This is a genomic window from Streptomyces abyssalis (assembly GCF_001751365.1).
Taxonomy (GTDB): domain Bacteria; phylum Actinomycetota; class Actinomycetes; order Streptomycetales; family Streptomycetaceae; genus Streptomyces; species Streptomyces abyssalis.
Window position 1 is genome coordinate 82,202 of the sequence record NZ_LJGT01000040.1, and the last position, 19,252, is coordinate 101,453.

Genomic DNA, 19,252 nt, shown 5'->3' on the forward strand with positions numbered 1-19,252 from the left:
CGATCCGGCCGTTGGCTCACACGGAAGGCTCACGTGCGGGATCATTGCCGCATGACCGAGGTGTCCTCGCTCACCGGACGGCTGCTCGTCGCCACTCCGGTGCTGGCCGACCCGAACTTCGACCGGGCCGTGGTCCTGCTGCTCGACCACGACGTGGAGGGGTCGCTCGGCGTGGTGCTCAACCGCCCCACGCCCGTAGACGTCGTCGACATCCTGGAGCCCTGGGCGGCGCTCGCGGGAGAGCCCGGGGTCGTCTTCCAGGGAGGACCGGTCTCGCTGGACGCCGCGCTCGGGGTGGCCGTGGTGCCCGCCTCACAGGGCAGCAAGGACGCCGCGGGAGTGGCCGCGGAGCCGGGAGAGCGGGGCGCGGACGGGCCGGACGGGGAGGACGCCGCAGCCGCCGACGGCAGCGGCGAGGAGGCGCGCGACGGGCCGCTGGGCTGGCGTCGCGTACACGGCGCGATCGGCCTGGTCGACCTGGAGGCACCGCCGGAGCTGCTCGCCGCCGAGCTGGGCTCGCTGCGCATCTTCGCCGGGTACGCGGGCTGGGGGCCCGGGCAGCTGGAGAAGGAGCTGTCCGAGGGCGCGTGGTATGTCGTGGAGTCCGAGCCGGGCGACGTCTCGTCGCCCTCGCCGGAGCGTCTGTGGCGGTCCGTGCTGCGACGTCAGCGCAGTGAGCTGGCGATGGTGGCCACATACCCGGACGATGCCTCACTGAATTAGGCTTGGTCCGCATGAGCACTCTTGAGCCTGAGCGCGGCACGGGCACCGGCACCCTCGTCGAGCCGACACCGCAGACTTCGCACGGAGACGGCGATCACGAACGGTTCGCCCATTACGTCCAGAAGGACAAGATCATGGCGAGCGCCATGGACGGCACGCCCGTCGTCGCGCTCTGCGGGAAGGTCTGGGTACCCGGGCGTGACCCGAAGAAGTACCCGGTCTGTCCCATGTGCAAGGAGATCTACGAGACGATGAGCTCTCCCGGCGGTGACAAGGGCGGCGGCAAGGACGGCGGTGGCAAGGGCGGCAAGTAGCGCCCCCGGCGGCCGCAGCCGGCCTGAGCGGTTCTGACCGGCGCTTCCATGCGCCCGGCTCGCTTCCCGCCCGCCCGGTCGTCCGCCAGTCGGTCCGCTCGCCTGCTCCCGGCTCCCCGGCTTGTTCCGGGCGCCCGGCCGTACCGGCGGGCGGCTCGTCCGCACTCTCCGCGCAAGGCTCACGGCGCGCCCCGTTCGTCCCTCTCCGGGACGGGCGGGGCGCGCTGGTCTGTTGAGCGGCGGACGCGGCTTCGCACACTTCCCGGCGTGCTTCCGGCCGCGGACGCGACGTGCCGCCGGGCGCGGACGTGACGTCCCTCCGGCCGCGGACGCGGCAACGGATTGGTCGAGACCTATTGCCCGGGCGGGGCGGGGCTCGTAATCTCCTGTGCGGTTGTGCGACGCGGAACTCGCGTTGCGAATTCTGCAACGCCCTATGAGGGTTGGGGGACTCGCCGTGAAGTCGACCGGACGAACTGCCGCGCTGCCGACGGCACTTGCGCTCGCACTCGCCTTCGCCATGACAGGGGCGCTGCTGGCGGGCTGCGCTCCCTCCACGTCCGGCGGCGGGCCGCAGAAGGACGAGAAGAGCGGCACCTTGCGCGTGTGGCTCTTCCGCGAGGTCGGCAACGAGCCGAAGGAACGCGTCGTCGACCGCGTGATGCGGAAGTTCGAGAAGCGGCACGAGGGCGTGCGTGTCGACGTGCAGTACATCCCCGTCGACAGCCGCGCCGAGAAGATCAAGGGCGCCTTCAACGACCCCTCGTCCGCGCCCGACGTGATCGAGTACGGCAACACCGACACGGCCGGCTACGTCGAGAACGGCGGACTGGCGGATGTGACCGAGGAGTTCGCCGACTGGCCGCAGGCGCGGCAGGTGGACCCCACGGCGAAGAAGTCCGTGACCGTCGGCGGCAAGGTCTACGGAGCGCCGTTCTTCGTCGGCGTGCGGGCGCTGTACTACCGCACCGACGTCTTCGGCGACCTCGGCATCGAGCCGCCGCGCACGCTCGGCCAAGTCGCCTCGGCCGCACGGAAGATACGCGCGGAGAGGCCGGGCATGTACGGGCTCGCAGTCGGAGGCGCGTACACGTACGGGGCCATGCCGTTCATCTGGGCGCACGGCGGCGAACTGGCCCGGAAGAAGCAGGACGGCACCTTCACCTCGGCCGTCGACAGCCCACGGGCGAAGCGCGGGATATCCGCCTACACCGATCTGTTCGGCGACGGCAACTGCCCTGCCGTGAAGTGCGCGGAGATGGGCGGCAACGAGAACGTCGAGGCCTTTGCGGCGGGCAAGGCCGGAATGGTGCTCGCCGGTGACTTCAACCGTCAGGCGATGGAGGACGGAAAGGTCAAGGGCGACTACGACGTGGTGCCGCTTCCCGGTACCGAACGCGGCAGCATCGCGCCCGCCTTCGCCGGAGGCAACAACATCGGCGTACTGAAGAGCAGTTCGCACCGCACCCTCGCTGTCGCGCTGATGCGGGAACTGGCCGGCAAGGAAACGCAGCGGGAGCTCTTCGACGCCATGGGCTTTCTGCCGACCTTCACCGACACGCGTGAAGAGGCCGCGAAGAAGGAGCCGTTCGTCGAGCCGTTCGTCGAAACCCTCGACGCGGGCACGGAGTTCGTGCCGGCGACGCCCGGATGGGCGGAGGTGGACGCGGGGCTCGTGCTGCCGACGATGTTCCAGCAGATCGCGGGGAAGAAGAGCGGCGTGGACGAGGCGGCGGGGGAGGCCGCGCGGAAGATGGACGAGGCGTTCGCCGAGTGAGCGCGCTCGCCCCGGCACCGCAGGCGGCGGCGGGCACGGCGGGCGCCTCGGGCGAATCCCCGCGCCGTTCCCCGGGAAGCCGCGGGGCGGCGGCCCGTCCCGCACGGCAGGGGCGCTGGACGCCGTGGCTGTATCTGGCGCCCGCGCTGGTGGTGCTCGCCGGGCTGCTGGCCTATCCCGTCTACCAGTTGGGCCTCATCTCCCTCCTCGAATACACCCAGGCCCAGGTCAGCGGTGGCGAGCCGACGTCCTTCCAGGGGCTGGGCAACTACGCCGAACTCTTCGCCGACAGCCAGTTCTGGCACGTGCTGCTGGCGACCGTGCTCTTCGCGGCCGCGTGCGTCTTCGGCACCCTCACCGCGGGATGCGCGCTCGCCGTGCTCCTCACGCGCGTACGGGCGCTGCCGCGGCTGCTGGTGATGCTGTCCGCACTGGGCGCATGGGCGACCCCGGCCATCACCGGCTCCACGGTCTGGGTGTTCCTCTTCGACGCCGACTTCGGGCCCGTCAACAGGGTGCTGGGGCTGGGCGACTTCTCGTGGACGTACGGGCGGATGAGCGCCTTCGCGCTGGTCTTCCTCGAAGTGGTGTGGTGCTCGTTCCCGCTGGTGATGGTGACCGTCTACGCGGGAATCAGGGCCGTACCGGCCGAGGTGCTGGAGGCGGCCTCGCTCGACGGCGCCTCACAGTGGCGGACATGGCGCAGCGTGACGGCACCGATGCTGCGCCCGATTCTGCTCGTCGTGACGATCCAGTCGGTGATCTGGGACTTCAAGGTCTTCACGCAGATCTACGTGATGACGGGCGGCGGCGGGATCGCGGGACAGAACCTCGTGCTCAACGTGTACGCATACCAGAAGGCGTTCGCCTCCTCCCAGTACAGCCTCGGTTCGGCCATCGGCGTCGTCATGCTGCTGCTTCTTCTCGGCGTCACCCTGGTGTATCTGCGGCTGCTGCGGAGGAAGGGCGAGGAACTGTGACGGGGCCGGCCGGGACGGGTCCAGCTCGGACGGGGCTGCGCGGAGCCGTGTCCAGGACGGCGTCCCGGATCAGGCCGTGGCGGCTGGCCGCCGAGTCGGCCGCCGTCGCCGTCGCGCTCGCCGTGGCCTTCCCCCTTTACTGGATGGTCCTTTCGGCCTTCAAGCCCGCCGGTGAAGTGCGCTCGGCACAACCCGTGCCCTGGACGCTGAATCCCTCCCTGGACGCCTTCCGGCGGGTGTTCGGGCAGCAGGAGTTCGGGCGCTACTTCCTCAACAGCCTGCTCGTGGCCGGGACGGTGGTGGTCGCCTCCGCCGTCATCGCGTTTCTCGCGGCGACGGCCGTGACGCGTTTCCGCTTCCGGTTGCGTACGACGCTGCTCATCCTTTTCCTCGTGGCGCAGATGGTGCCGGTCGAGGCCCTGACCATTCCCATGTTCTTCCTCATGCGGGACGTCGGCGCGCTCAACTCCCTTCTGTCGCTGATACTTCCGCACCTCGCCTTCTCACTGCCGTTCGCCGTGTGGATGCTGCGCGGCTTCGTGAAGGCGGTGCCGGAGGCGCTGGAGGAACAGGCCGTGATCGACGGGGCCAGTCGCACACGGTTCCTGTGGCAGATCCTCTTCCCCCTGGTCTTTCCTGGACTTGTGGCGACGAGCGTCTTCTCGTTCATCTCGACGTGGAACGACTTCCTCTTCGCCAAGTCCTTCATCATCTCCGCGACGGAGAACTCCACGCTCCCCATGGCCCTGTTGGTCTTCTTCGACACCGAAACCCCCGACTGGGGCGGGGTGATGGCGGCCTCGACTGTGATGACGCTTCCCGTTCTGGTCTTCTTCGTCCTCGTGCACCGGCGCCTGGTCTCCGGGCTCGGGGGCGCCGTGAAGGACTGACCCCGAGGAGACCCGACGAGAGGTGTCGCCCGTGCCGTACCGGAATCTCGTCCCCGCGCCTCGTTCCGTGACGCCCCAACCGGGCGGTGACGGGCGGGACTTCGTCCTCGGCCCGGCCAGCGTGCTCGTCGCGGGCCCAGGCACCGAGGACACCGCGCGCTGGCTCCGCGCCACCGTCAGCCCCGCCACGGGATGGCCGCTGCCGCCGGGCGGCGAGCACGGAAGCACGCAAGGCGGTGCGGACGGCGGCACAGGCGGCGGTGCGCTCGTGCTGAGCACGGACGAGGCAGTCGCCGCCCGGCTCGGCCCCGAGGGTTACGAACTGCGGGCCTCCGCCGGAAGCCTGCGTATCACCGGAGGCGCACCCGCCGGGGTCTTCTGGGGTGCGCAGACGCTGCGGCAGCTTCTCGGCCCCGCAGCCTTCCGGCGGGCCGGCACGGCGCGGGACGGCATGGGCCGGCGCATCCCCGCGGTGCACATCGAGGACGGTCCGCGCTTCGCCTGGCGCGGTCATCTGCTCGACGTCGCACGGCACTTCACCCCCAAGGACGGCGTGCTGCGCACCCTCGACCTGCTCGCCGCGCACAAGCTCAACGTCCTCCATCTGCACCTCACCGACGACCAGGGCTGGCGCGTAGAGATCCGGCACCGGCCCCGGCTGACCGAGGTGGGCGGCACCCGCGCCCGCACCCGCGTCGGACACGGAGGCCGCGTGCCGGGGACGCAGCCGCTGTGGGACGAGCGGGCGCACGGCGGCTGGTACAGCCAGGAGGACCTGCGGGAGATCGTCGCGTACGCCGCCGACCGGCACATCACCGTCGTCCCCGAGATCGACGTGCCCGGTCATTCGCAGGCCGCGATCGCCGCGTACCCGGAACTCGGCAACACCGACGCCGTCGACACCGCCCGTACGGCGGTGTGGACGGACTGGGGCGTGAGCTCCGACATCCTCGCGCCGGGCGAGCACGTGCTGCGCTTCTACGAGGGCGTGCTGGAGGAACTCCTGGAGATCTTCCCTTCCCGCTTCATCCACCTCGGCGGCGACGAATGCCCCAAGGACCAGTGGCGCGCGTCGCCTTCGGCGCGGGCGCGCATGCGTGAACTGGGCCTGAGTACGGACGAGCCCGACTCGCCCCGTGGCGCCGGCCGCGGGCGGGCAGCCCCGGAATGCGCCCTGCAGGCGTGGTTCGTCCAGCACTTCGACCACTGGCTCGCCGCACGCGGACGGCGCCTCATCGGCTGGGACGAGATCCTGGAGGGCGGCCCCGACCTCACCACAGGGGCGGCGGTCTCCTCCTGGCGTGGCAGGGCCGGCGGCGTCGCCGCCGCACGCGCCGGGCACGACGTCGTGATGTGCCCGGAGGACCAGGTGTATCTGGACCACCGGCAGGACGGCGGCGCGACGGAACCGGTGCCGCTCGGATACGTACGCACCCTGCGCGACGTCTACCATTTCGAGCCCGTTCCGGGGGAGTTGGCGGGAACGCCGCAGGAGCGGCATGTACTCGGCGCCCAGGCCAACATGTGGACCGAGTGCACCGAGAACCAGCAGCGCGTCGACTACCAGACCTTCCCGCGCCTCACCGCCTTCGCCGAGGCCGTCTGGTCGTCACTGCCCGCTCCCGCGCGGCGCGGGGCGCACTTCGCGGACTTCGAACGCCGCATGACCGACGAGCACTACGCACGTCTGGAGGCGATGGGTGTGGCCTTCCGCCCGCCCGGCGGCCCGCGCCCGTGGCAGCGCCGCCCGGGCATCGTGGGACGGCCGCTCGACGGCCCGGGGGAGGAACCGTCCGACGGCCCGGAGGAGGAGCCGCCCGGCGCCGGGGAGGGAGCCGCGGGCGGACCGGAGGCCGTGCCCGGGGGCTAGCCCGGCCCGTGCGCGCGTAACCGCAGGGCACCGGTGTGGTCCGTAGCACGAAAGTCCGCACAGGTTCGTTGATCGGCACAAGAGTCACCGAGAGTGGCAATTCGTCGCTTGCCCGTGTGAGCTGGGGATTACGGGCCCGCGTTCCGGACAGGGGACGAGAGTGATGTCAGCTGACGGAACAGCCCATACCGGGCCCCCGGTCCGACTGCCCGCCGAGATGTGCCAGAGTTGCCTCGTCCGGCCCGTGAGCACGTACCGTACGGGCACGGCAGCCGGGTCGACCGGGGAAGGGGCGGCTGGATTGAGCACGCAAGCACAGCATGAACAACATGCGCCACAGGCTGTGCCGTCGGTCATGCTGCCCACCACGCTCGACGAGGCCGTGGCCGCGCTCTCCGCCGTGCCCGCGGCGGTGCCCGTGGCAGGCGGCACCGACCTGATGGCGGGCGTGAACGCCGGCCATCTCCGCCCCGCCGCGCTCGTCGGACTCGGACGGATCAGCGAGATCCGCGGCTGGCAGTACCTGGACGGGGAGGCGCTCCTGGGCGCCGGTCTCACCCACGCCCGCATGGGACGTCCCGACTTCTCCGCCCTCATCCCGGCGCTCGCGGCCGGCGCACGCGCCGCCGGTCCGCCCCAGATCCGTAACGCCGGCACGCTCGGCGGCAACGTCGTCAGCGCCCACCCGACCGGCGACACCCTGCCGGTGCTGGCGGCTCTGGAGGCCACGCTCGTCGTCGCGGGCCCGGAGGGTGCGCGGCGCGAGATCCCGGTGAGCCACCTCCTCGCGAACGTGGACATGCTGCGGCCCAGCGAGGTCGTCGGGCACGTGCGGGTTCCGCTTCTGCACGCGCCGCAGACCTTCCTGAAGGCCACGGGGCGTACCGGTCCCGGCCGCGCCATGGCCTCGGTCGCCGTCGTGCTGGACCCGGTGCGGCGCGGAGTGCGCTGCGCGGTCGGTGCGGTCGCGCCGATGCCGCTGCGTCCGCTGGAGGCGGAGCGCTGGATCGCGTCGCTGATCGACTGGGACGGACAGCGCGGTCTGGCCCCCGAGGCCCTCGCCGCCTTCGGTGACTACGTCGCCATGGCGTGCATCCCCGACCCCGCCCCGGCAGAGGAGGGCGGTGAGGCTCCCGCACTTCCGCCCGCGGCCTTCCACTTGCGGCGTACGGTGGCAACACTGGCCCGCCGAGGACTCGGGAGGGCGCTCGCATGAGCAACGGCAGCCCGCACGACCCCAACGCACCGGGCGAGGGGTACGGACACGGGCAGGGGCACCACGGACAGGGATACACGGACGGGTACGGCTCCGAGTACGGCGAATACGCCGAGTACGGCGACGAGGGCGGCTACCGCGCCGAATACGGGGAGTACGGCGAGTACGGCGGCTACGGGCAGCGGGCGCAGCACGCGCAGCAGCAGCCGGGCCGGCCTCAGCCGCACCCGTCGTATCCGCAGGACGGCTCGTACCCGCGGGAAGGCTGGGGCGGCGAGTCCGACCAGGACGCCACCGCCTTCGTCCAGCTGCCCGCCGGTCCGCTGCCGCCTCCCGGCGCGGGAGTCGAGGCATGGGGCCCGCTGGCCGCACCCGGCACGGGGCAGGGCGGCTACACGCCGCCTCCGCTGGACCCGGCGGAGGTCGCCGGGCAGCAGGGGTCCGGGCAGCCCGTGGCACCCGCCGCGGACGGTCCGGAATCCGCCGGGCAGTGGGCGATGCCGTTCGGCGAGGGGACCGGGGCCGGTGGCCCGGGCGGGTACGACCCCTCCTCGCACGGTCAGCAGTACGAGCAGCAGTTCGCACCGCAGCAGGACCAACAGCCCGGTACGGCCGGGGCGTTCGGCGACCAGGGAGGGGCCGGCCAGGGTGCCGCCGCGGCGCTCGCCGGCTCGCACGAGGCGCGTACGCAGCGGCGGCCTCTCGGCACGGGCGGCGGCATCACGCCGGACGAAGCGGAACCGATAGGACCGGGCACGCAGTTCAGCGGACCCGCGGCGCCGCAGCACGGCTCGGCAGGGTCCGTGCAGCATCAGCAGGACATCGCGGGGGACGAGCACTTCGCCGAGGCGCACGCGCGCCGGCAGGTGCCCTTCGAGGGGCACCTCGACGGGCGCGAGGCCGTGCCCGGGACCGTGCCGGGGGAGGCAGCGGAGACCGCTCCGGGGGACGCGGGGGGCACGTACGCATCCGCGTCGCAGTCGGCGCAGTGGAGCGAAGCGGCTCCCTCCGGGGGCACGGCGGCCGACACGGCCACCGACGGCGGTACGGACGACGCGGACGGCACCGGGGCACGGGCGCCGATGGGGACGGTGCGCTCGGGACTTCCGTTCACGCCTTCCTCCGGCACCGGCATCGTGACGGACACGGCCGGTACGGACGTCGCCGGTACGGACGCGGGCCCGGACGCACGTACGGACGCGGGTCCGAACTCGCCTGCTCCGGGCGGCGGTTGGGCCCAGCCCCCGGCACCGGCGGCTCCCGAACCGGCGCCCGCTCCCGAGCCGGAGGCCCCACCCGGACCGGCACAGGCATCCGGGTCCACACGCGTACCCGCACCCTCCACCGCCCGCGAGGCGGGGGCGGGGGAACCGGCCACCGACGACGAGGTCTCCGAGGAACGGCCGGTCGAACTCGCCCCCGAACTCGGCGGCGAACACCCGCACGTCTCCTATGTCCTCCACGTCAACGGCATCGACCGTCCCGTCACCGACGCCTGGATCGGCGAATCCCTCCTGTACGTCCTCCGGGAGCGCCTCGGCCTCGCCGGTGCCAAGGACGGCTGCTCGCAGGGCGAGTGCGGCGCCTGCTCCGTGCAGGTCGACGGCCGCCTCGTCGCCGCCTGCCTCGTTCCCGCGGCGACGGCGGCGGGCAGCGAGATCCGTACGGTCGAGGGGCTGGCCTCCGACGGCGTGCCCTCCGACGTGCAGCGCGCGCTCACCGAGTCGGGAGCCGTGCAGTGCGGCTTCTGCGTACCCGGCCTCGCGATGACGGTGCACGACCTGCTGGAGGGCAACCACGCGCCCAGCGAACTGGAGGCCCGCAAGGCCATCAGCGGCAACCTGTGCCGCTGCTCCGGCTACCGCGGCGTGCTCGACGCCGTCCGTACCGTCGTCTCCGAACGTGCCGAGCAGGCCGCTCGGGAGGAGGCGGAGGCCGAGGCCGAAGCGGAGGCGTACGAACAGGAGTTGGCCGACGCCTCCGCACGCATCCCGCACCAGGCGGGCCCGGGCGCGGGCGGCGCGCACTTCCCGGGGGGAGGCGGAGCATGAGGCTCGTGGAGCCCCCGGCGGCCCGCCCTCACGGGCGCCGCGTACGAACGGAAGGCGCACGGCACCGGGCCGTACCGCATCACGGCGCACCGGCGCGCGGCGTACGGCATCACGGCGTACCGCACCACGCAGCACGGCATCACGCAGCACGGCATCACGGAGCACCGCACCACGGAGCACAGCGACACCGCGTACAGCGACACCGCGTACAGCGACACCGCGCACAAGCGGGAGGCGTACAAGGGCGAGGCGTACAGGAGCACCGCGTGCAGGGACGACGCGGAAAGGCAGCAGCGGCATGACCAGCACGGCCGACGGCCCCGGCGCCGTCACAGCGACCCCCGCCCAGGGCACACCGCTCTCGCCCGACTCCGCCGACGGCGGTCCCGTCACGCACGGGATCGGCGCGTCCCTTCCCTCGACCGACGCACCCGCCAAAGCCGAAGGCACCTTCCCCTACGCGGGCGACCTGTGGGCCGAGGGCCTGCTGTGGGCGGCGGTACTGCGCGCGCCGCACCCGCACGCCCGCATCGTCTCCATCGACACCGGGCCGGCGGCCGCGCTGACCGGGGTACACGCCGTCGTCACCCACGAGGACGTGCCCGGTGACGCCGGCCACGGACGCAAGGTCGCCGACCAGCCCGCCTTCGCCCGCGACGTCGTGCGCTACTACGGGGAGCCGGTCGCCGCCGTCGCAGCCGACCACCCCGACACGGCGCGGCTGGCGGCCGCGGCGATCGCCGTGGAGTACGAGCCGCTGGACGCCGTCACGGACCCGGAGAAGTCCTTCGAGGCCGAACCGCTGCACCCCGACGGCAACTTGATCCGTCACATCCCGCTGCGCTTCGGCGACCAGGACATCACGGGCGACGTCGTCGTCGACGGCCTCTACCGCATCGGCCGCCAGGACCCCGCGCCCATCGGCGCCGAGGCCGGGCTCGCCGTGCCCCGCCCCGACGGCGGCGTGGAGATCTACACCGCCTCCACCGACCCGCACACCGACCGCGACCTGGCCGCCGCCTGCTTCGGCCTCGCGCCCGAGCAGGTCAAGGTCGTCGTGACCGGCGTGCCCGGTGCGATGGGCGACCGCGAAGACACCGGTCTGCAGGTGCCGTTGGGGCTGCTGGCGATGAAGACGGGCAGCCCCGTGAAGATCGCCGCCACCCGCGAGGAGTCCTTCCTCGGGCACGCCCACCGCCACCCCACACTGCTGCGCTACCGCCATCACGCGGACAGCGAGGGCCGGTTGGTGAAGGTCGAGGCGCAGATCCTCCTCGACGCGGGCGCCTACGCGGACACCACCGCCGACGCGCTCGCCGCCGCGGTCTCCTTCGCGGCAGGTCCGTACGTCGTGCCGCACGCCACGATCGACGGCTGGGCCGTACGTACGAACAACCCGCCGTCCGGCCATGTGCGCGGCGAGGGCGCGATGCAGGTGTGCGCGGCGTACGAGGGCCAAATGGACAAGCTGGCCGCGCAGTTGCGCATGGACCCCGCCGACCTGCGCATGCGCAACGTCATGGCGACCGGTGATCTGCTGCCCACCGGCCAGACCGTCACCTGCCCGGCGCCCGTGGCCGAACTGCTGAGCGCCGTACGGGAAGCGCCGCTGCCCGCGTTGCCGAAGGACAGCCCCGAGCGCGACTGGCTGCTGCCCGGCGGCCCCGAGGGCGCGGGCGAACCGGGCGCGGTGCGGCGCGGCGTCGGCTACGCGCTCGGCATGGTGCACATGCTCGGCGCGGAGGGCACCGACGAGGTCTCCACGGCCACGGTGAAGGTCAACGGCCCCGTGGCGACGGTGATGTGCGCCGCCGTCGAGACGGGGCAGGGCTTCACGACGCTCGCCCGTCAGATCGTGCAGGAGACGCTGGGCATCGACGAGGTGTACGTCGCGCCCGTCGACACCGACCAGCCGACGGCCGGCGCGGGAGCGCACAGCAGACACACCTGGGTGTCGGGCGGCGCGGTCGAGCGGGCGGCCAAGATGGTGCGTACGCAGCTGCTGCAGCCGCTCGCCGCGAAGTTCGGCATGTCGACCGAACTGCTCACCATCGCCGACGGGAAGATCACCTCCTACGACGGTGTGCTGTCGACGACCGTCGTCGAGGCGCTGGAGGACAAGGAGTTGTGGGCCACCGCCCAGTGCCGCCCGCACCCGACGGAGGCGCTGGACGAGACGGGGCAGGGCGACGCCTTCGTCGGGCTGGCCTTCGCCGCCGTACGTTCCGTGGTGGACGTCGACGTCGAACTCGGCTCGATCCGGGTGGTGGAGATGGCCATCGCCCAGGACGTGGGGCGCGTGCTGAACCCGCGGCAGCTCAATGCCCGTATCGAGGCCGGCATCACCCAGGGCGTCGGCGCGGCCCTCACCGAACACCTCCGCATCAACCGAGGCATCGTGCGCCAGCCGGACTTCACGGGTTACGCCCTGCCGACGGCACTGGACGCCCCGGACATCCGCATCGTCCAACTCATCGAAGAACAGGACGTGGTGGCCCCCTTCGGCGCCAAGGCCGCCTCGGCGGTCCCGGTGGTCACCTCCCCGGCGGCGGTCGCGGCGGCGGTCCGCGCGGCGACGGGCATGCCGGTCAACCGGCTTCCGATCAGGCCGCAGACGGCTGTGGGGGGTTGAGGGGGCGGGGACGGCTCCGACGGATGGCCTGCCCAGCTGTGGTGCGCGCAGCGCTCTACACATCACGATCTCGTATCACCGCCCTGCCCAACCGGGCAGCGGCGCACGGCATTTGCGCAGCTTGCGCCGTCCCCATGACAGTCCGCTTCCGCGCACCAGGGCAGGTCCGCGCAGCGTGCAGCCGGAACGGCCCGCGGGTTCGGGTTCCGGGCGGCGGATGGGGCTGGAGTTGCAGGGGTGGTGACCGGCTGTCAGTAGCTGTTACTAGGGTGTACCCGAAACACACGTACGGCATCATGGTGACGACTGCCCTGCTGCCGGGCAGCAGACCGGGACTGCCGTAGCTACGCGTCGGCGTCCACGGACGGACGCGGATACGGATGACGGAGAAGGAACGGGGAGGGCGCAGTCGTGGGTGAGATGCGAGTTGACCTCAGTGAACTCGAGGAGACCGTACGCAAGCTCGGTCGCGTGAAGAGCGCCATGGACGATTCGACGTCCAAGAGCAGGTACAACACCGAACTCCCGAGTGGAGCGCTCGGCAAGAATTTCATTGAGGAGTCCGAACTCACCGCCGCACATGGCGAGATGAAGTCCCACATCGAGCAGATCATGAAGTTCATGAACGAAGTGATCGAGGAGTTCGGCACGAACACCAAGAAGGCGCACGGCAAGTACCAGGACGCTGAGTACGATGCCAAGCACGGCATGGACGGCGGCCGTTCAGGGTCCGGGAACTAGCGGTCAGGGGGCGAGGACGACATGGGTGACGAGCCAACACTCGACAAGTACACCGACACCGGAAATATGTGCTATGCGGGTGAGGTGAAGACCCCGTTCGCAACCGGTACGGACATCGACAAGATCAAGGCCATGCTCGCCACTGCCAAACCCGAGCAGGTGATCGAGGTCGCCGATGCGTGGAAGAACATCCACGATCATCTGGTGAGTGGCGGCGGCAGTGTAAAGAGCGATTTCGACAAGGCTGTCGATCACATCCTGCAGCACTGGGAGGGCGAGTCTGCTGACGAGTTCTCCAAGAGGGCGAAGATGGTCAGCAAGCAGATTGCCGACTGCGCCAAGTACGCCAACTACACTTCGGTCGCCATGCGCAACGCCGGCCAGAGGCTGAGCGAGATCAAGCCGAAGGTCGACGCTATTGAGAAGCCGAGCGGCTTCGGCAGCGCCATGGACAAGGTTGGGGACGGCTTTTCGCGGGACGACGAGAAGTGGCGGGGCGAGATCAGCGGAAACCAGGGCGCGCAGAAGGCCCTTGACGGCCACGAGGGCGACCTCTCCGCAGGCAAGGAAGAGCACCTCAAGGCCGCAGCGTTGATGGAAACCTTGGCTATCACGTACTCGTCACAGACGCAGACGATGGGGTCGTGGAACAAGAGGCCGCCGCCCCGGGACCCGATCCACGGCCAGGAGGACTACCCCGGTGACCCTGGTGGCGTGGCGCCTGTCCCCGTCGCGGTGACTCCTGACGGGGGCGGGGCTGGTGCCGCAGCCGTTGGTGCTTCCAGAACCGGTAGCGTGGTCGGAAGGGGCACGCCGAAGTCCACCTCACCGGCCGTCGCAGGAACGCCTGCCGCTGCCACGAAGGTGGACGGCATCTCCGGCGGTACTGCGACCACCCCCAATCCGGCGGGTGCTAACGGGAGTGGGCCCACCGGCGGTGTCACCGGTGGCGCTGGAGCAGGTGCCGGCGGAGCGGGCGGTGTCGCTGGCGGCCCGGGGTACGTCGGGCAGGCTTCCGGAAACCGTGGTGGCGCGGGCGCAGGCGCCGGTGCTCGTGCTGGCGTGGGCGCACGCGGTGGCGTCGGTGGGCGCGTGCCCGCCGGGCTCGGCGCCGGCGCTGGGGGTGCTGGAGGAGCGGGCGGTAAGGGTATCGGCGCAGCCGCCGGTCGCGGGCCGCTGGCACGCCAAAGGGGGGGCACTCTCGACACCCCGCAGCAGGGTCAGGGCGCTGCCCGGCAGGGCGGTCAGGGGTTGCACTCCAGCCGCGGCGGCAGCATGGCCGGCGAACGGGGTCGTGGCCCCAACGGCCTTATGGGCGGTGGAGTCGCAGGCAACAATGCCCGGCGCAATCAGGATGAGAAGAGCCAGGGAGAGCGTCCCGACTACCTCGTTGAGGACGAGGAGACGTGGATGCCCAAGCGGCGCGACGTCACCCCGCCCACGATCGGCTGACGACGTACCGGCAGACTACGAGGTACCGCAAGCTCAGGGGTGCGGCCACTAGGCCGCACCCCTCCGCCGGACAAGAGGACTCGACAGATGGGCATCACGCGGACCCTGCGTGTCGTCAGTAGCGCAGCGCTGACCGGGGCACTCGTCTTCACGTCAGCACCGAACGCCTCAGCTGATCAGGTAAGAGACGATCAGTGGGCGCTCAAGTCTCTTGAAGCCGATGCCATCTGGAAAACCACCAGGGGCAAAGGCCAAACCATCGCGGTCATGGACAACGGCGTCAACGCCAACCACCCCGATCTCAAGGGCAACGTCCTCAAGGGCAAGGACTTCATCGACGGAGGCTCCACAGCACCCGCCCCTGGGGAAAGCCACGGAACGTCGATGGCCTCGCTCATCGCGGGGCACGGCCACGGCCCTGGCAGTGCGGACGGGGTGATGGGTCTCGCCCCTGAAGCCAAGATCCTCCCCATCGTGGACGATGGGTCTCGCGAGAATGGTTCAGCAGCGTCTATCCGTTACGCAGTTGATCGAGGCGCATCGGTCATCAACATTTCGCAGAGCGGCAGCACTTCGGTCCCCGAGGAAGCAAAGGCTATCGAGTACGCGTTGAAGAACGATGTTCTAGTGGTGGCGGGCGCAGGAAATACAGGTGCCCAGGTGAGGTATCCAGCCGCTTACCCGGGCGTCTTGGCCGTGTCGGCTGTAGAGCAAGATGGCGCATTCTGGCCGAAGTCCAACCGCGGGCCTCAGGTGAGGCTCAGCGCTCCCGGTTCGAGGATTGTCAGCGCTGGAGCGCCGGACAATCTCGATGGCTATGGACGTGCGAGCGGAACCTCCGACGCCACGGCCTATGTCTCTGCAGCGGCTGCCCTTCTTCAGTCCAAATACCCTGATTTGACAGTTGGCCAGATCGCCAACCGCTTGACCAAGACAGCCGGGATGCCCGCCTCCGAGAAGGGCGGAAAACTTCCGGACGAGCGGTATGGCTACGGTTCCATCCGGCCTCTCGCCGCACTTCAGGAAGACGTCCCCAAGGGCTCCAAGTATGGCCCTCTCTCCGTTCCTGAGCAGCTTAAGACTGAAGAGAAATTCGCAGAAGAGATTGCCGAGAAGAAGCGGGAATCGAAAGCCCAGCAGGCGGAGTCCGACAAGGAAGCGGTCATCCTTTGGATCATCACGGGTGTCCTCGCGCTCCTCTTGATTGGCGCGATCGTGCTGACCATCGTCCTCGTACGGCGCCGCAAGAAGAACAGGAACAACGGCCCTGGAGCTCCGGGCGGCCCCGGGTACCCGCCCGGACAGGCCCCGGGCTATGGGCAGTTCCCGCCCCAGCAGGGGCCATATGCCCAGCAGCCGACGGCTCCGCCTCAGCAGCCGCCGTACAACTGACCGGCGTCGGAGAGCATCCGGCGTTCCAGGAGCTATCAGCGATTCCCCCGGCCGGGAACCTGCACGTTGTGATGCCTGAGACCAAGGAGAGAAATGTCGTATCCGGGGCCGCGCCGCGGCGCCGACCACCCCGGGCAGCAGCCGCCTGGAGCGCCGCCGATGCCGGCAGGCCCCCCGCCCCCGGCGCCTGGGACGCAACCACATCCGCAGGGATTGACCGGTCCTTACAGAACGCCAGGTCCGTCACCGGGCATGCCGCCCGGTGAGATACCCGTCGGCCTGCAGCAGAAGAACAGCGCTGGGCGTAAGGTTCTCTGTGTCCTCCTCAGCGTTGTAGGCGGGCTCGCTCTCCTCGGAGGCGGGGGGCTGGTCGCGAATACCCTCAGCAACGCGAACCAGGTCATCACGAACCGAAGTGGGTACGGCCCGGTGATGTGGCGTAACGAGCGGGCGGACAAGCTCTTCCCCAAGTCCCTGGGGGGCAGCAAGTCGGAGCCGCAGGCGAGTGCGACCGACCCCAAGCACGCTGCTTGGAATCGCGTGGGCATAGCGCAGAAGACCGGTTGTGCAGACGGGCTCAGCGGAGACTTGGCGGACGAGGTAAGGAAACGGGGCTGCAAAGCCGTACTCCGCTCCACATACGTGGATCCCACTGGCAATTTCGTCGCAACTGTCGCGCTTATCGTCCGGGCAGAGGGTGATGACGAAGACGAGAGTTTGCGTCGATTCTTCGACTCTGGGAAACACGGAGTGAAGGCGTTCGCCGTCGACGGCACGATCGCGGCCGACTGGAAGGACCAGAATCGCAACGGCTCGGGTGGCGTACAGGAAACTGGTCTGTATCTCCCCTACGACATAGCTGTCACTGCCGGTTCCGTTGACGGTCGCAAGTCCGGTCGTCTGCCGGCTGAATGGCACAATTCCAACGGCAAGTGGGACGCCACCCCGTGGCGGGAAGCGGCTAAAGCTCTCGCCGACACCGTCTCCCTGCATCTCGACCAACTCCTGGGGGACGTGACGTCATGAACAGCGGGCGCATCAGAGCGGCCATCTTGACTGCCGGGGTCGGCGCGTTGCTGTGCATCGTTCCGGTGACTCCGGCCCACGCCGACACACCCACCAGTTGGGAGTCTCAGGCGCTTCGTCTTTCGTCAGCGCAGGTGACCACCCAAGGCGAGGGTGTCACCGTCGCGGTCCTGGACACCGGCGTCATGAAGAACCACCCAGCGCTCGCCGGCAAGGTGACCACGGGCCCCAACTTCGTCAAAGACGACCTTCGCCCCGGCAATCCACGCTGGGGTGATCACGGCACGGCCATGGCCTCGGACGTGCTCAAGGTCGCTCCGAAGGCCGAGATCCTCTCGATCCGGGTGATCGACGAGAAGGGGAACGATTTCGAAGGGGGGAACGACGTCAGTGGGCTCGTCCGGGGCATCAAATACGCCCTGGATCGAGGCGCTGACGTGATCTCCTTGTCCCTGGGCGGTGGAAGCTTCGCGAGCGGCTTCGACGAGGAAGAGACGAAGGTGCTTGCCCGTGCAGCGGGCGCGGGCGTGCCCGTCGTTGCCGGGGCGGGCAACGACGGTGACGAGTTCAACGGGCTCTCCTACCCGGCCGCCTATCCCGGGGTCATCGCGGTCGCCGCGGTCGACAAGCGTGGCAATCGCGCCAAGTTCTCAACTGTGCGGACATACAACTCGGTTGCGGCCCCCGGCGTTGGCATCGTCAGCGCGAAGAATACCGGCGGCTACGAGTCGATCAACGGCACTTCCCCGGCCACAGCTCTCACTTCAGGTGTCGTAGCCCTGATGCTGGCGGAGAACGACAAGCTGGGGCCGGCACAAGTGCGTTCCATCCTTACGAGCAACGCGACACCGCCGCGGGGCGGCTACAACCCCATGCTCGGACACGGGACGATCAATGCGGCGGCATCCGTACGTGCGGCCTCCAATCCGCGCACCGATAAAGCTGCCCCGGCCGACTACAAGGGCAGGAAGCACTTCGCGAATCCGAACGGTGTCACGCCGACGCAGCATCCGCCGATGGACACGGCGGCGCTGATCGTCGGCATCGTGGCAGCGTGCGTCGGGGTGCTGATGGTGATCGGTGCGATCCGAGTCATCCGTGGTCGTGGTCGACGTGGCGCTGCCGCTACGGCGATGGGGCCGTCCGGTCCGGGCGGATACCCGTACCCTCCGGTCCAAGTCCCTGGCTATGGACAACTCCCTTACCAACAGCAGCCTGCAGCTCCTCCCCAGCAGCCGCCGCCGTACAACTGACCGGACGTCACAGCTGCTACCGATCCTTGGCCAACCTTGTGCACGCCGACGCGACTTCGACAGCAGATTCCCCGGAGCTCTCCCTAGCGCGTGAGCAGTTGATAGACCAACCCGCAGAAAATGACGAGTCCCACGACGGAGTAGACGATCGTCTTCCGTCGTCGGTCCCTTGCCGCACCCTCCGGGGTTTCCCGCTCGGTGGCCAGAACGGCGCATCATGGCGCGGCGCTCCTTCGGGGAGGCCGACTGCCAGCGTTGCTGCATCTCCTCGCGGGTGAGTGGGGTCTGCTGCGGCTCGTTCATGGACAACAGGCTAGGTGGCCTACGGCCGGGCCGGGCCGGAGGTACCGGAGCCCGAGGTCGCCGGCTTGTCCTTGCGCCACGCACGCCACTCCGGTGCCAGGACCGACCAGACCTCCCTGTCGAGCCGCTTGCCCCGGTGCGGGAAGCTTTCGCGCAGGACGCCGTCCTTCGTCATGCCGAGGCGGCGGGCCACGGCGATGCTGGGTGTGTTCTCCGACGAGACCAGCCACTCCACGCGGTGGATGCCGCGCTCCTCGACCGCCCAGTCGATGATCACGCGCGAGGCACGGGTCACCAGGCCTCTGCCCGCCGCGGCCGGTTCCAGCCAACAGCCCGCCTCCGCGGTGCCGTTGGGGACGTCCATCGTGCGGAAGAGGACTCCGCCGACCAGAGTGCCGTCCGCCGTCCGGATGCCGTAGATCCGTCCGGTGTCGGCGGCGGCCTTGTCCGCGTAGGACCGGAGGAACGAGCGGCTCGACTCCAAGTCCGTGACGGCGTCCGCCAGCCCGATGTGCTGCCCGATGAACTCCCGCCCCCGGTCCATGTGCGCGAGGAACTCCTCGGCCTGCCATGGTTCGAGCGGGTGGAGTCCGGAGCCGTCGTCGCCGAGCGACACCGCGAACATGGTTCCT

The 19,252-nt window shown here is 70.1% G+C and carries 15 protein-coding genes; 14 read left to right on the plus strand and 1 reads right to left on the minus strand.

What is annotated here, in order from left to right:
• Positions 1–51 precede the first annotated feature (51 nt).
• From AN215_RS15325 to AN215_RS15390, 14 genes are all read left to right on the plus strand, one after another.
• A complete protein-coding gene (locus tag AN215_RS15325) occupies positions 52–723 on the plus strand; it encodes a YqgE/AlgH family protein (RefSeq protein WP_070013562.1) in 672 nt (223 codons plus the stop codon).
• An 11-nt stretch (positions 724–734) separates the two neighbouring features.
• On the plus strand, positions 735–1,037 hold the full coding sequence (locus AN215_RS15330) for a DUF3039 domain-containing protein (RefSeq protein WP_070013952.1): 303 nt from the start codon (positions 735–737) through the stop codon (positions 1,035–1,037).
• A 457-nt stretch (positions 1,038–1,494) separates the two neighbouring features.
• Complete coding sequence (locus tag AN215_RS15335; RefSeq protein ID WP_070013563.1) at positions 1,495–2,814, plus strand: extracellular solute-binding protein; 1,320 nt, start codon at positions 1,495–1,497, stop codon at positions 2,812–2,814.
• Entirely contained in the window at positions 2,811–3,794 is a 984-nt protein-coding gene (locus AN215_RS15340) for a carbohydrate ABC transporter permease (protein WP_070013564.1), read from the plus strand. Before AN215_RS15335 ends, AN215_RS15340 begins: the two co-directional genes overlap by 4 nt.
• Positions 3,795–3,841: 47 nt before the next feature.
• Positions 3,842–4,684 (plus strand): carbohydrate ABC transporter permease, encoded by an 843-nt coding sequence (locus AN215_RS15345; RefSeq protein ID WP_070013565.1) that lies wholly within the window; start codon positions 3,842–3,844, stop codon positions 4,682–4,684.
• A 31-nt stretch (positions 4,685–4,715) separates the two neighbouring features.
• The gene (locus AN215_RS15350; RefSeq protein ID WP_107374404.1) at positions 4,716–6,554 is read left to right on the plus strand and encodes a beta-N-acetylhexosaminidase; all 1,839 of its coding nucleotides are present in this window, start codon (positions 4,716–4,718) and stop codon (positions 6,552–6,554) included.
• Positions 6,555–6,909: 355 nt separating this feature from the next.
• Positions 6,910–7,770 carry an FAD binding domain-containing protein gene (locus AN215_RS15355; RefSeq protein WP_070013953.1) on the plus strand — a complete coding sequence of 287 codons (861 nt, stop codon included), beginning with the start codon at positions 6,910–6,912 and terminating at the stop codon, positions 7,768–7,770.
• Positions 7,767–9,821 (plus strand): 2Fe-2S iron-sulfur cluster-binding protein, encoded by a 2,055-nt coding sequence (locus AN215_RS30390; RefSeq protein WP_079123084.1) that lies wholly within the window; start codon positions 7,767–7,769, stop codon positions 9,819–9,821. Before AN215_RS15355 ends, AN215_RS30390 begins: the two co-directional genes overlap by 4 nt.
• A 298-nt stretch (positions 9,822–10,119) precedes the next feature.
• Entirely contained in the window at positions 10,120–12,453 is a 2,334-nt protein-coding gene (locus AN215_RS15365) for a xanthine dehydrogenase family protein molybdopterin-binding subunit (protein WP_070013567.1), read from the plus strand.
• A 411-nt stretch (positions 12,454–12,864) separates the two neighbouring features.
• On the plus strand, positions 12,865–13,194 hold the full coding sequence (locus AN215_RS15370; RefSeq protein WP_079123085.1) for a hypothetical protein: 330 nt from the start codon (positions 12,865–12,867) through the stop codon (positions 13,192–13,194).
• Between the two features lie 21 nt (positions 13,195–13,215).
• Positions 13,216–14,646, plus strand: coding sequence for a hypothetical protein (locus AN215_RS15375; RefSeq protein WP_070013568.1), 1,431 nt, complete (start codon positions 13,216–13,218; stop codon positions 14,644–14,646).
• Between the two features lie 87 nt (positions 14,647–14,733).
• Positions 14,734–16,038 (plus strand): type VII secretion-associated serine protease mycosin, encoded by a 1,305-nt coding sequence (gene mycP, locus AN215_RS15380; protein ID WP_070013569.1) that lies wholly within the window; start codon positions 14,734–14,736, stop codon positions 16,036–16,038.
• 252 nt (positions 16,039–16,290) lie between these two features.
• Positions 16,291–17,064: a hypothetical protein gene (locus AN215_RS15385; protein ID WP_070013570.1), complete on the plus strand. Its 774-nt coding sequence runs from the start codon at positions 16,291–16,293 to the stop codon at positions 17,062–17,064.
• The gene (locus AN215_RS15390; protein ID WP_079123086.1) at positions 17,061–18,317 is read left to right on the plus strand and encodes a S8 family peptidase; all 1,257 of its coding nucleotides are present in this window, start codon (positions 17,061–17,063) and stop codon (positions 18,315–18,317) included. The genes AN215_RS15385 and AN215_RS15390 overlap by 4 nt, the downstream gene beginning before the upstream one ends.
• Positions 18,318–18,639: 322 nt before the next feature.
• Here the strand turns inward: AN215_RS15390 and AN215_RS15395 are convergent, their stop codons facing one another.
• A complete protein-coding gene (locus AN215_RS15395) occupies positions 18,640–19,245 on the minus strand; it encodes a GNAT family N-acetyltransferase (RefSeq protein ID WP_070013572.1) in 606 nt (201 codons plus the stop codon).
• Positions 19,246–19,252 lie beyond the last annotated feature (7 nt).

Coding starts and splice junctions, on each gene's coding strand:
- AN215_RS15325 (WP_070013562.1), top strand. CDS start 52: ATGACCGAGGTGTCCTCGCTCACCGGACGGCTGCTCGTCGCCACTCCG.
- AN215_RS15330 (WP_070013952.1), top strand. CDS start 735: ATGAGCACTCTTGAGCCTGAGCGCGGCACGGGCACCGGCACCCTCGTC.
- AN215_RS15355 (WP_070013953.1), top strand. CDS start 6,910: ATGCTGCCCACCACGCTCGACGAGGCCGTGGCCGCGCTCTCCGCCGTG.
- AN215_RS30390 (WP_079123084.1), top strand. CDS start 7,767: ATGAGCAACGGCAGCCCGCACGACCCCAACGCACCGGGCGAGGGGTAC.
- AN215_RS15365 (WP_070013567.1), top strand. CDS start 10,120: ATGACCAGCACGGCCGACGGCCCCGGCGCCGTCACAGCGACCCCCGCC.
- AN215_RS15375 (WP_070013568.1), top strand. CDS start 13,216: ATGGGTGACGAGCCAACACTCGACAAGTACACCGACACCGGAAATATG.
- mycP (WP_070013569.1), top strand. CDS start 14,734: ATGGGCATCACGCGGACCCTGCGTGTCGTCAGTAGCGCAGCGCTGACC.
- AN215_RS15385 (WP_070013570.1), top strand. CDS start 16,291: ATGCCGCCCGGTGAGATACCCGTCGGCCTGCAGCAGAAGAACAGCGCT.
- AN215_RS15390 (WP_079123086.1), top strand. CDS start 17,061: ATGAACAGCGGGCGCATCAGAGCGGCCATCTTGACTGCCGGGGTCGGC.
- AN215_RS15395 (WP_070013572.1), bottom strand. CDS start 19,245: ATGTTCGCGGTGTCGCTCGGCGACGACGGCTCCGGACTCCACCCGCTC.